Origin of the sequence: Cerasibacillus sp., from assembly GCF_036516575.1 — a bacterium.
Taxonomy (GTDB): Bacteria; Bacillota; Bacilli; order Bacillales; family Amphibacillaceae; genus Cerasibacillus.
In genome coordinates this window covers 60,514-74,202 of sequence record NZ_DATBTY010000058.1, presented here as the reverse complement: position 1 = coordinate 74,202, position 13,689 = coordinate 60,514, and the positions used below count along the sequence as shown (strand labels likewise).

The 13,689-nt window shown below is 39.1% G+C and carries 10 protein-coding genes; all 10 read right to left on the bottom strand.

Annotated features, from left to right (window positions below; translation table 11 throughout):
- Positions 1–45: 45 nt before the first annotated feature.
- Positions 46–1,785 carry an adenine deaminase C-terminal domain-containing protein gene (locus tag VIG73_RS09700; protein WP_331641392.1) on the bottom strand — a complete coding sequence of 580 codons (1,740 nt, stop codon included), beginning with the start codon at positions 1,783–1,785 and terminating at the stop codon, positions 46–48.
- A gap of 825 nt (positions 1,786–2,610) precedes the next feature.
- Positions 2,611–3,855 (bottom strand): phosphoribosylamine--glycine ligase, encoded by a 1,245-nt coding sequence (gene purD / locus VIG73_RS09695; protein WP_331641390.1) that lies wholly within the window; start codon positions 3,853–3,855, stop codon positions 2,611–2,613.
- A 21-nt stretch (positions 3,856–3,876) separates the two neighbouring features.
- Positions 3,877–5,409: a bifunctional phosphoribosylaminoimidazolecarboxamide formyltransferase/IMP cyclohydrolase gene (gene purH, locus VIG73_RS09690; RefSeq protein WP_331641387.1), complete on the bottom strand. Its 1,533-nt coding sequence runs from the start codon at positions 5,407–5,409 to the stop codon at positions 3,877–3,879.
- An 11-nt stretch (positions 5,410–5,420) separates the two neighbouring features.
- Positions 5,421–5,990 carry a phosphoribosylglycinamide formyltransferase gene (gene purN / locus VIG73_RS09685; protein ID WP_331641385.1) on the bottom strand — a complete coding sequence of 190 codons (570 nt, stop codon included), beginning with the start codon at positions 5,988–5,990 and terminating at the stop codon, positions 5,421–5,423.
- Complete coding sequence (gene purM, locus VIG73_RS09680; protein ID WP_331641384.1) at positions 5,987–7,006, bottom strand: phosphoribosylformylglycinamidine cyclo-ligase; 1,020 nt, start codon at positions 7,004–7,006, stop codon at positions 5,987–5,989. Before purM ends, purN begins: the two co-directional genes overlap by 4 nt.
- Before the next feature lie 40 nt (positions 7,007–7,046).
- Positions 7,047–8,393, bottom strand: a complete 1,347-nt coding sequence (gene purF / locus VIG73_RS09675; protein WP_331641382.1) for an amidophosphoribosyltransferase — start codon at positions 8,391–8,393, stop codon at positions 7,047–7,049.
- Between the two features lie 15 nt (positions 8,394–8,408).
- On the bottom strand, positions 8,409–10,634 hold the full coding sequence (gene purL, locus VIG73_RS09670; protein WP_414648396.1) for a phosphoribosylformylglycinamidine synthase subunit PurL: 2,226 nt from the start codon (positions 10,632–10,634) through the stop codon (positions 8,409–8,411).
- A 50-nt stretch (positions 10,635–10,684) separates the two neighbouring features.
- Complete coding sequence (gene purB / locus VIG73_RS09665) at positions 10,685–11,980, bottom strand: adenylosuccinate lyase (RefSeq protein ID WP_331641378.1); 1,296 nt, start codon at positions 11,978–11,980, stop codon at positions 10,685–10,687.
- Positions 11,973–13,109 carry a 5-(carboxyamino)imidazole ribonucleotide synthase gene (gene purK / locus VIG73_RS09660; protein WP_331641377.1) on the bottom strand — a complete coding sequence of 379 codons (1,137 nt, stop codon included), beginning with the start codon at positions 13,107–13,109 and terminating at the stop codon, positions 11,973–11,975. Before purK ends, purB begins: the two co-directional genes overlap by 8 nt.
- Positions 13,096–13,587 (bottom strand): 5-(carboxyamino)imidazole ribonucleotide mutase, encoded by a 492-nt coding sequence (purE, locus tag VIG73_RS09655; RefSeq protein WP_331641375.1) that lies wholly within the window; start codon positions 13,585–13,587, stop codon positions 13,096–13,098. Before purE ends, purK begins: the two co-directional genes overlap by 14 nt.
- Positions 13,588–13,689 lie beyond the last annotated feature (102 nt).

The window sequence follows — 13,689 nt, the reverse complement described above, 5'->3', positions numbered from 1 at the left end:
TTATGCATTTTTTGTTAAAAATTGGTGTTCCTTGTCCATTATAAATCATCTCATCGTCGCTGGAAAGAGAACTTCTCGGTTCATAACATCAACAATACCTTGTTGCGTGATTCTTATATACGGAAGGTGTGTTGATGATAAAAATAATATCGTATAAATGGGGTCATCAAATAAATAACCAAATTCTTTTAACCAAGCGGTTAGTTCTTTTTGCTTTTGAATAAGTGTCGTCATTTTATCGGATGTCATGATGCCTCCCAATGTAAGAGGGATTTCTAATAAGACTCTCCTATCATGAACAATAACAATGCCACCACCCATTTCTTTTAATCGTTTTCCAGCTAGAATCATATCTTGCTTGTTCTTTCCAATATAAACAAGGTCTCCAGTCATTGAATAAGAGCTAGCGAGTCCACCTAAACGCTTCGTAAAACCGTGTAAAGTCGTATTGACATGCCACTTTCCGTTCTTATCCATTAATGTTAAAAAAGCATCATGCGTATCAATAGGCAATTGTTCTGGTGTCACATCAATCTTAATAGCATAAGGTTTTGTAATGACATCATTCGTTAACTTTAAACCGATTGGAATAGAGTATTGTAAATCATTCTCTTGTAGGTTCCAACGTAAATCTAGCGGTTTAATACCGAATGCTGACCAATCTATTTGTAACGGATAGGTACATATTTTTCCGTGACGTACAATCCATTGACCTCTTGCTAAAACACTAGTCGGGTGTGGATTGTACTTTTTATCTAAGAAATTTATATGTGCGATGCGTCCGGGAGCAATACTACCAATCTGTTCTTCTAAATGGAGATGTTTGGCTGCATTATATGACCCCATCCGATACGCTTCTTCGATTGGTATGCCTTTTTGAATCGCTATTTCGATTAATCTGTTCATTAAACCTTTTTCATAAAACGATGGGGTCGCCCCATCTGTTGTCATTGTTAAATGATCAAAAGTGTTTAATCCGAGCTCCATCATTTCCTCTAAAAGTTTTGGCAAGTCAGGACGAATCGATGAATATCTTAGCCCGACTTGATAACCTAATTCGAGACGCTTTAATACATCTTTTCCGGTTATAGATTCATGGTCGGCATTTACACCTAGGAGTTTTAATTTAGTTAGTGTCTTTTCTGAAGCTCCTGGAAAATGCCCTTCAATTGGTTTACGATGCCGTTTTGTTTCTTGCATCCAGTAAAGTAAATGATCATCCCCAGCTAATAATGCAGGCCAAGCTGTTAGTTCTCCCCCCTGTACAACAGCAGGGTGTTTAATCCATTTTAAGACGGATTGCGTATCAAAGACTTTATCTTCTTCTTGTAAAATTGTTTGTGAATCATAACGTGCCCACCAATACATACTTATCGGCAGGTTTTGGCATGTTTCTATAAAGGAAAACGCTTTCTTTTCGTCCATTAAAAAATGCCACATTAAACTATCATTAACGAGAGTAGTTGTCCCGAAAATCGCTGCATGGTGTGCTAATTGTTCTGGATTATACAGTTGATAAGGATGGGCATGTGGTTCAATATAACCTGGAACGAGGTATTGTCCCTGACAATCTACATAAGTTGTTCCATCATCATTGTCCGGCATTTTTTCACCGACATAGACAATTCTTTCTTTATAAATCCAAATATTCGCTTGTAGCCATTTTTTTGTATACATATTTAAATAGGTGGCATTCGTTAATACAAGTGTGGGGGCAAGTTGTCCATCGAGAATGCTAACATGTTTCCTCATATCACGGTTACGCCAATATCCCTGTTCTATCATAGAAAAATTCACCATCAATTCATTTATTTGCTTTCATTTTAACATATAATACTTTATTGTGGTGAAGTTTTTATGTAGGTTTTAACAATAATCTATGAACGTTGTTACATATCAAAATTCTGTATCTACAAACGTGATTGAAGTTGTAAATTATTGTTTTCGACTAATCATTGCGATATAAATTAGAGAATTCTCTCTCATTTGCATAGGAATGAAACAGTCTTTATAATGCAGCTGGGTCCCGACTCTCACTTTTGAAAAAAATAATGCTAGCAAGTTTTGATAAAGCATACAGGGTGCTGGGAAAAAATGAACTTCACCCTGTCAAGTAGAATAAAAATTGACTTAAGTGGCTTTAGCTCCGCATTCAAGAGGGCTAAGGCCATTTTTTTCTTTATACTCTTCATCATGATAGGTAAATGTATTTATTAATTGCTTTTGGAAGGCTCAATCATATGTAAGTCGCCGTTGGGAGTTAAAATTAGCTCGCATTGAAGCGCTCAATCGTATGTATGTCCCCGATGGAAGTTGAAATTAACTCACATTGAAGCGCTCAATCGTATGTAAGTCGACGATGGGGGTTGAAATTAACTCGCATTGAAGCATTCAATGGTATATATTCAGTGCCTTCACACCGCTAAAGAAGCGGGCTGGGACATGATCCAGCTAAATAGAAAAAAGGAGTTCAGTTGATTATAAAACTGGACTCCTAATTTTTATAAAAAAACTCAATCCTATATTTAGAGCGGTGTTCCCAGTGACATTTCAGAAAAAAGGATTGGGTAAGCAAAATTTGTTAATCCAATCCTTTTATAAACAACGCATTTATTTCGCTATATCTTTTCGGTAAAAGAAACCAGAATTATTTGTTAGTGCTGTTTCCATAGACTGATAGACTTTTTGAGTAGCGGCTTCAATTGTTGGTTGCTTTGAGCCAACGAGTAAGACACGTCCACCATTGGAAACAAGGCCTCCCTTTCCACCTGTTACCCCTGCATATACGGTAAACACATCTGACCCCTCAAACGTCGGGAGAGGTAGATGTTTCTCGTATGAACCAGGATATCCATTCGCTGCTAAGACGACACCAACACAGGCTTGATCTTCCCAAGCAAGTTGTGGATCCTTTCCAGCTAAAACATCGAGCAGGACTTGTAATAGATCATTTTTTAATAACGGCAAAATAACTTGTGTTTCAGGATCACCGAAACGTGTATTAAATTCAATCACTTTTGGACCATCTGCAGTCATCATTAAGCCTGCATAAAGGATCCCAGTAAAGGGACGACCTTCTTCTACCATACCATCAGCTGTTTTTTGTAAAATAGCTTCAGTAGCATAGGCTAACGTTTCTTCAGAAATATCTGGAACTGGGGCAAACGAACCCATTCCTCCTGTGTTCGGTCCTTCATCATTGTCAAAGGCACGTTTATGATCACGTGCTGGAATCATTGGAAAAACATTATTTTCATGGACAAAAGCAATATAAGAAAACTCGCGACCTTCTAGGTACTCTTCGACGACAATTTTCGTTCCTGCTTCTGCAAATGTTTTATCAATCATCATCGCATCAATCGCTTGGAGTGCTTCATCTAATGTTTCAGCAACAACAACGCCTTTTCCCGCTGCGAGACCATCGGCCTTGATAACAATTGGTGCACCTTTTTCTTTAATATAAGCTTTGGCTGCTTCCGCATCAGTGAATGTTTCATAGTCAGCTGTTGGAATCTGATGTCTTTTCATAAAAGCTTTGGCAAAACTTTTACTCCCCTCAAGCATGGCTGCTTCTTTACGTGGGGCAAAAATCTTAAGACCATTTTCTTGAAAGCGATCAGCTATTCCTAGTAGTAATGGATTTTCTGGTCCGACAAAAGTTAATCCGATGTTTTTTTCTTTAGCAAATTGAACAAGACCTTCAATATCTGTTTCATCAATATCGACACATGTTGCCTGCTCTGACATACCATCATTTCCGGGTGCGATATACAGTGTATCAATTTTATTACTTTCATTTAATTTACTAACGATACTATGTTCTCGCCCACCACGGCCAACAACTAATACGTTCATTGTTTTGTCTCCTTTTATAGATTAATGTTTGAAATGTCTCATGCCAGTAAATACCATGGCAATCCCATGTTTATCACACATATCAATCGAATCTTGATCGCGTTTTGAACCTCCTGGTTGAATGATTGCTGTAATCCCTGCTTTTGCTGCTGCTTCAACTGTATCTGGCATTGGGAAAAATGCGTCGGATGCCATGACGGCACCTTTTGCTTTGTCTCCAGCTTGTTCAATCGCAATCTTAGCAGCACCAACACGGTTCATTTGCCCTGCTCCGACACCAATTGTTTGCTCATCTTTCGCAAGAACGATGGCATTTGATTTGACATGTTTAACGGCTTTCCAAGCAAATGTTAAAGATGCTAATTCTTCTTTTGTCGGTTTTCTTTTTGTTGGGACATTGATAGCCGTTTCATCAAGTGCACCTAGATCCGTATCTTGAACTAAGACACCACCATTAACACTGACCAGTTTATGTGTTTTAACTTTTTTATCATTCATTGGTAGTTCGAGTAAGCGAATATTTTTCTTCTTTGTCAAAATGGCTAACGCTTCTTCTGTAAAGCTCGGAGCGATGACAATTTCTAAGAAGATTTGGCTTAGTTTTTCTGCAACTGCTTCAGTCACTTCACGATTTAAGGCGATAATTCCGCCAAAGATTGAAATCGGATCTGCATCATATGCTTTTTGAAAAGCGGCTTCTAATGTGTCACTGACACCGATACCGCATGGGTTCATATGTTTAACAGCAACAGCTGCTGGTTTATCGTATTCAGCGACAATCTCAATACAGGCATTAGCGTCTTGGATATTGTTATACGACAAATCTTTACCATGTAATTGTTTGCTCTCAGCAAGACTCATTGTTGCTTTCAAAGGTTGCTTATAAAAAGCGGCTTCTTGATGTGGATTTTCCCCATAACGAAGCGTTTGTACTTTTTCATATGTAACCGTATAGGACTCTGGAAACGGATTAGCCGTTTCTTTCATAAAGTACTGAGCAATTAACGCATCATATTGAGCCGTATGACGGAAAACTTTCGCTGCTAACTCTTCACGGTCAGCAAGGTCTAATGCATTGACATTTAGTTTAGCTAATACCATTTCATAATCATTCGGATCAACAACCACTGTTACGTCACGATAGTTCTTAGCAGCAGCTCGAAGCATTGTTGGGCCACCGATATCAATGTTTTCAATCATATCTTCTTTGGTTGCATCAACGCGCTCTAACGTTTCTTTAAACGGATATAAATTCACAACGACCATATTGATTGGTTGAATCTCATGCTCTTTTAGTTGCTTTTGATGATTTGGATCGTCTAGCTTTGCTAAAAGTCCGCCATGAATAAATGGGTGAAGTGTTTTTACACGTCCATCTAAAATTTCTGGAAAGCCTGTCACTTGATCGACTGAAATAGCAGGTAACCCTGCTTCTTGTAAGACCCGTAATGTTCCACCAGTGGAAATCAATTCGTAATCTAATTCATGAAGTCCTCTAGCAAATTCAACGAGGCCTGCTTTATTAGAAACACTAAGTAATGCTCTTTTTTTCATGATTAAACTCCTTATTCATTATTTTTTACAAGTGATTGGATTACTATTGGATATAGTCGGTGTTCGACTTGTTGAATTTTCTTTTGCAATTGTTCAAGTGTATCTGTCTTTGATATTGGAACTTCTTCTTGAGCGATAATCGGACCTGTATCCATTCCCGCGTCTACATAGTGAATGGTGACACCTGTTTTGTCGACTTTAGCTCGAAAGGCTTGTCCAATCGCATCTAAACCAGGAAATTGTGGTAATAAAGACGGATGGATATTTACAATTCGTCCTTCAAATGCCCGTAACATTGTGGGACCAATCAGACGCATATATCCCGCTAAAAAAATCCACTGAACGTCTAATTCTTGTAACCTGTCTCGTATCATCGTTTCGAAAGCCGCTTTTGATTCATATTGTTTCGGTTGAAAAACAAGTGTTGGTACATGAAATGCTTTTGCTTTTTCAATCACTTTAGCTCCCGGTTGATCACAAACTAAAAGGGCGATATCACATGCGAGATCTTCTGTTTCCATGATCGCTTGAAAATTACTACCCGTTCCCGAGGCAAATACAGCTGCCTTCACCTTTTTCATTCTGCAAAATGCACTCCCTCTTTTTCTGTGACCGTTCCAATAACCGTAGCATCTGGCTCATATTTTTGTAATGCGGTTAATGCTTTTTCTTGATCTGCTTGTTTTACAACAACAGCCATCCCAATTCCCATATTAAAAACGCCATACATATCCTTTAATGGGACATTCCCTTTTTCTTGTAAAAAGGTGAAAATTTGTGGAACTTGCCAACTCTTCGGATCAAGTGTCACCCCTAATCCTTCTGGTAACATGCGTGGAAGATTTTCATAAAAACCGCCACCTGTAATATGCGAGATGCCTTTAATGTCACATGTTTTCATTGCAGTGGCAATTGGTTTAGCGTAAATCTTTGTCGGTGTTAATAAAACGTCACCAAGAGACTTATTAAATCCTTCATATGTCTCGTTTAAATCTAAATCTTTAATAATATGACGTACTAATGAATAACCGTTAGAATGAATCCCACTTGACGGAAGTCCAATCACAACATCACCAGGAACGATGTTTGCTCCAGTAATAATCTGTCCCTTATCAACAATCCCTACTGCAAAGCCAGCTAAATCATATTCATCATCAGCATACATCCCTGGCATTTCCGCTGTTTCACCGCCAATTAAAGCTGCACCAGATTGTGCACACCCATCAGCAACACCACTTACAATTTGTTCAATCATTTGTGGGTCGTTTTTTCCACAGGCAATATAGTCTAGAAAGAACAAAGGCTCGGCACCTTGACTAACGATATCATTCACACACATCGCCACTAAATCAATACCAACAGAATCATGCTTATCTGTTTGAAAGGCAAGCTTTAATTTTGTTCCGACACCATCTGTTCCTGATACGAGAACAGGTTCTTTATAATCAAATGACGAAAGATCAAACATGCCCGCGAAAGCACCGATTCCTCCTAGCACTTCTTTCCGCGTTGTTTTTTTAATATGCTTCTTCATTCGTTCTACAGCTTCATAGCCTTTCTCAACATCCACACCGGCTGCTTTATACATATTCGACATATCAATTAACCCACCTTTTTATCATCCTATTGTTCGCTCGTTATTTATCCTTCATCTTTACTGGATATTTACCCGTAAAACACGCTTGACAAACACCTTGATTAAGGGATGTTTGCTCAACAATTGCTTCTTCCATTCCTTCTGGTGATAAAAATGCGAGACTATCAGCACCTATTAGATCGGCTATCTCTTCAACAGAACGATTGGCAGCAATTAATTCTTCCTTTGTTGACATATCAATTCCATAAAAACATGGATTCTTCGCAGGTGGGGAAGCAATTCGTACATGAACTTCCTTTGCTCCTGCTTCTTTCAGCATACGAACAATACGCATTGAGGTCGTACCACGAATAATGGAGTCATCAATCATCACGACGCGTTTTCCTTCAACAATTCCCCGAACAGGAGAGAGTTTCATTTTCACCCCTTGTTCACGCAATTCTTGCGTCGGTTGAATAAATGTTCGGCCAACATAGCGGTTTTTAATTAAGCCCATTTCATAAGGTAAACCACATTGCTCAGCATACCCTATCGCTGCGGATATACTTGAATCAGGAACACCTGTAACGACATCCGCTTCGACGGGTGCTTCTTTCGCTAATTCAATTCCCATTCGCTTTCGTGCTGCATGGACATTCACTTCATTCAAGTCACTATCCGGACGTGAAAAATAAACATATTCCATCGCACAGAGCCGACGCTGTTCACGTAAAGCGAATCGGGTAGACTTGATACCCTCTCGAGAAATGATGAGTAATTCACCTGGTCTTACTTCGCGCTCATACGTTGCACCGATTATATCAAAAGCACATGTTTCAGATGAAACGACGAATGCATCATGAAGTTTACCAATTGATAACGGTCGAATGCCATGTGGGTCAAGTGCAACATACATCTTCTCTTCGGTTAAAATAACAAATGCATACGCACCAACAAGTTGCTGTAATGCGTTTGTGATCGATTGTTCATCAATTTGTTGGCCGTTTCGCTTCATTAAATGGGCTAACAATTCTGTATCTGTCTCAGATTGAAAAATACTACCTTCTGCTTCAAGTTGACCTCTAAGCTGTCCACGATTCATGATGTTACCGATATGTGCTAATGCCATGCTGCCGGTTTGGGAATGGAATAGATGGGGCTGGATGTTCTCTGTCCCACCATTCCCATTCGTTACATAATGAATGTTACCGACTGCTGCACGGCCTAATAACTTTTGAAAATGAGAACGATCAAACACATCATTTAATAGCCCTGCATCTTTATGAATTTGTAATGTCTTACCATTACTTATCACGATACCGGCTCCCTCTTGCCCACGATGTTGTAGGGCATGTAAACCGTAATATGTTATTTCAGCTGCCTTTTCATGTCCCCAGATTCCAAACATTATTGTATGCCTCACTTATGCTTCATTTTTTAATGCATTCGGGATTGCGTTTGTCCAAATGTCTTGAAGGGTTGCAACTGTCTCTTGAATGACGACTTTTCCTTCAGACTTAATCGTGTATTCCTGTGTATCTGTTACATAGCCAATGCGTTTTGCATCTTGAACCATTGTCTTAAACTGTTCTTCATGTTCCTTCTTAACGGAAACAATCATACGTGACTGCGTTTCGCTAAATAATTGTGTCGTTAAATCCCCTGTCAATTCAACCGTTAAGCCAAGGTTTTTATCATTAAAGACACTTTCAGCAAGCGCAACAGCTAGACCACCTTCTGAAAGGTCATGTGCTGATACGACAATACCTTTTTTGATCGCGTTTAATAGTTGCTCTTGACGTACCTTTTCTATTTGTAAATCAAGCTGTGGTGCTTTACCATGATAATTTCCATCAATGATATGCTGTAATTCACTGCCACCAAACTCTGGATTTGTCTCACCAATTAAATAAATAGCATCGCCTGCCTCTTGAAACTGATCTGGTGTCACATGATCCATTGATTCATACAATCCAACCATCCCAATAATTGGTGTAGGGAAAATCGCCTCTTTCTTCGACTGATTATACATCGATACGTTACCGCTAATCACCGGTGTGTGTAAAATTTTTGATGCTTCACTAATACCATCAATACTTTTTTCCATTTGCCAGAATACTTCTGGATTCGTCGGGTTTCCGTAGTTTAAGCCATCTGTTAAAGCAAGTGGTTTTGCTCCTGAACAAACGAGATTTCTTGCTGCTTCCGCAACGGCAATCTTCCCTCCTGTTTCAGGATCTAAATAAATATAGCGTGAATTACAATCTGTCGTGATGGCAATGGCTTTATCTGTATCTTCAATCCGTACAACAGCTGCATCAGAACCTGGTCCGACAAGTGTATTATCTTGCGCGGTTGTATCAAAACGTTTATATGCCCATTCTTTTGAAGCAATTGTTGGTTGTTGTAATAATGCTTTTAACATGTCTGCGTGATTGTCAACAACTGGAATGGATGCTTTTTCTTCTTGAAAAACTTTAAAGTATGCTGCTTCTTTGGATGGCAAATGATAGACTGGTGCATCTTTATCTAAAGCATCAACCGGAACATCTGCAACGACTTCTCCATTATGAATCAGACGAAATGCTTTTTCTTCAATGACTTTACCGATTGCGACAGCTGTCAAATCATGCTTAGTAAATATATCAATGATTTCTTGTTCGCGACCTTCTTTAACAACAAGTAACATTCTCTCTTGGGATTCAGAAAGCATCATTTCATAAGCTGTCATATTCTCTTCACGTTGGGGAACATGATCAAGATACATCTCCATCCCTGTTCCGGCACTGCTTGCCATTTCACTTGCTGATGAAGTAAGCCCTGCAGCTCCCATATCTTGCATACCAACAAGTGCATCAGATTGGATCGCTTCTAAACAGGCATCGATGAGTCGTTTTTCAATATGCGGATCCCCAATCGCAACAGCTGATGTATGATCATCTGAGCTTTCGACTTCATCGGAGGAAAAGGTAGCCCCATGAATCCCATCAAGACCTGTATCTCGTCCAGCATAAATGACTGTATTGCCAACACCTGATGCGATTCCTTTTTGAATGTCTTTATGATCAAGGAGCCCAACACACATCGCATTAACAAGTGGATTCTCCTCATAACATGTATCAAACTGAATCTCGCCACCAACTGTCGGTACTTCTAAATTATTTCCATAATGAGCAATTCCACGTATAACTTCCTTAAATAATTCCTGTGTACGCTCATGACTTAATGGCCCAAAACGTAAAGAATTCATAAGCGCAATCGGTTTAGCGCCCATAGAAAATACGTCACGTACAATCCCACCAACACCTGTTGCAGCACCTTCAAAAGGTTCAACATACGACGGGCTATTATGGCTTTCCATTTTAAATACAACTGCCTTGCCATCGCCAATATCAACTACACCCGCACCTTCACCAGGCCCTTGGAGGACTTGTTCACCTTTTGTTGGAAATTTCCTTAATAATGGTTTTGATGATTTATAACTGCAATGTTCAGACCACATAACTGAAAACAGGCCTGTTTCCGTGTAATTTGGTAGGCGACCGAGAATCGTTTTAACACGGTTATACTCTTCATCAGTCAAGCCCATTTCTTTATAATGACCTTCCTGTTCAATTTGTTCTGGGGTTGGATACACTTTGTTTTCCATGCTCATTTCCTCCAATGATAATGAATTTTTTCATTTATTAGGTGGGTATTTTATGCTAGGCCAATTCTTTCAAAAATCGCATCAACATTTTTCAAATGATACGTATAATCAAAACAATTATCGATTTCTTCCTGACTTAATAAAGTGGTTATGGCTTCTTCTTGTTCAATTAATTGTTTAAAATGCGTTTCCGTTTCCCATGCTTCCATCGCGTTCGGCTGTACGATGTCATAAGCTTGTTCACGTGACATCCCCTTATCAATTAATGCAAGTAGAACACGCTGAGAGAAAATAACGCCATGTGTCCGATTGATATTCCGCTTCATGTTCTCAGGAAAAACGGTTAAATTTTTCACAAGTTTGCTGAAACGATTGAGCATATAATTCATAGCAATGGTTGCATCTGGTAAAATGATCCGTTCTGCTGATGAATGAGAGATATCTCTTTCATGCCAAAGTGCCACATTTTCATAAGCGGTTACCATATAGCCACGCATGACACGAGCCATACCGGTCATATTTTCTGAGCCAATTGGATTACGTTTATGCGGCATCGCTGACGACCCTTTTTGTCCTTTAGCAAAAAACTCTTCCACTTCACGTGTTTCTGTTTTTTGTAAGCCACGAATTTCTGTAGCAAATTTTTCGATTGATGAGGCTATAAGTGACAATGTCGCGATATATGCCGCATGACGATCACGTTGTAATGTCTGAGTTGACACAGGTGCAGGACGTAAGCCTAATTTTTCACAGACGTATTTTTCAACAAATGGATCGATGTTTGCGTATGTTCCAACGGCACCTGATAGTTTTCCATATTCGATATCTTGGGCAGCTTGTTCAAATCGGTTAAGATTGCGCTTCATTTCTTCATACCATAGAGCTAGTTTTAAGCCGAATGTGGTTGGTTCAGCATGTACCCCGTGTGTTCTTCCCATCATAACGGTATGTTTATGTTCAATGGCCTTATCTTTTAAAATCGCAATGAATTGAGTAAGGTCTTTACGGATGATTTCATTCGCTTGTTTAATGCGATATGACTGTGCTGTATCAACAACATCTGTAGACGTTAAACCGTAGTGAACCCATTTTTTTTCCTCGCCTAACGTCTCGGATACTGCTCTTGTAAAAGCGACAACATCATGACGTGTTTCTTGTTCAATTTCTAAAATACGATTGATATCAAATGATGCATTTTTCCGAAGTTCTTGTACATCAGCTTTTGGAATCACACCAAGCTCGCTCCAAGCTTCACAAGCTAGAATCTCTACTTCTAACCACGCATCATATTTATTTTCTTCTGACCAGATACGGCCCATTTCCTCTCTTGTATAACGCTCAATCATGTGTTGTTGCCTCCTTGAATTGGTCAATCTGTTCGTTCAATGTTTCTAAATCTTCTGCTATGAATGTGACATGTCCCATCTTACGTTTTTCTTTCGCTTCTGCTTTCCCATAAAGATGAACAAAACCATGCTTCATCGTTGGCATCATGTTTAGAAGTGGTTTTAGATTTTCTCCAAGAATGTTAATCATAACAGCAGGTTGTAAAAGTTCAATATCTATTAATGGTAGTCCACATATCGCAAGGATATGTTGTTTAAATTGTGAAATGTTACAAGCTTCAATCGTATAATGTCCCGAGTTATGTGGACGTGGGGCCATTTCATTAATATAGATGGCATCACCTCTAACAAACATTTCGATAGCAAACGTACCGACGACTTGCATTTCTTCAGCTAATTTTTTTGTTGCTTTAGTTGCTTGTTTTTTCACTGCGTTGGAAATTTGCGCAGGGACAGTCGTTTGATACAATATATGATCTTTATGATCATTTTCCCCAATCGGAAAAATCGTAATCTCACCTGTCTGTGTTCGAGTAAAGACAACTGAGATTTCTTTATCAAATGAAATCCATTGTTCAATAATACAATGCTGATGTTGATCAGCGAAATTCATTGCATCTGGAAGGTCTTTCTCGGAAAGTAATTTTAATTGTCCTTTTCCGTCATAACCACCACGGCATGTTTTAATGACAGCTGGGTATGATAATTCCGCCATCGCTTGTTCACAGGCTTCACCATCATGAACAATTGCAAAATCAGGAACTGGTAATCCAGAGCGTTTCATTAATTGTTTTTCTTTTTCACGGTTTTGAGTAATCTCAAGTGCTAAAGCACCTTGAGGTAATTTACCTTGTTCTTCAATATATTTAGCTGCTTGTAAGTCAACATTCTCAAATTCGTATGTGACGACATCGCTAATTTCTGTGAGTTGTTGAATGGCATCCATATCATCGTATGCCGCTTGTATATGATGATCTGCAAGTTGTCCGGTCGGGCAGTTTGGTGTTGGATCTAGGACAGCAATTTGATAACCCATTTCTCTTGCGGCAATTGCCATCATACGTCCGAGTTGCCCTCCGCCGATAATTCCAATCGTTTGTGGTGGAAGTATGGCTCTATTTTTTAGCAATGTCTTCCCTCATTTCTGCTACATTTTCTTGCATATTTTTTCGATATGATTGTAATTGTTGATAAACATCTGAATCAAATGCACCGATGATTTGCGCCGCTAAAATACCAGCATTCTTAGCACCAGATTTACCAATCGCAACTGTTGCTGTCGGTACACCGCCTGGCATTTGCACAATTGATAGTAAAGAATCCATCCCATTAAGCGCTCGACTCTGAACTGGAACACCTATGACAGGGAGATTCGTTTGTGATGCAACCATACCGGGTAAATGGGCCGCACCACCCGCTCCTGCTATAATAACTTTTAACCCACGCTCATGAGCTGATTTGGCATATTCAAACATCAAATCAGGTGTGCGATGTGCTGATATGACATCCTTTTCATATGGAATGTTTAACTCATCTAAAACGTGACATGTATGTTGCATCGTTTCCCAATCGGAAATACTTCCCATAATTACACCTACTAATGTCACAAAATCCCTACTTTCTGTACATAAATAGTATATTAAAATGAAAAAATCTATCCGTCTCTCTCTTACTATGAGAGAAGATGAATAGACCTATTCAAATAGATA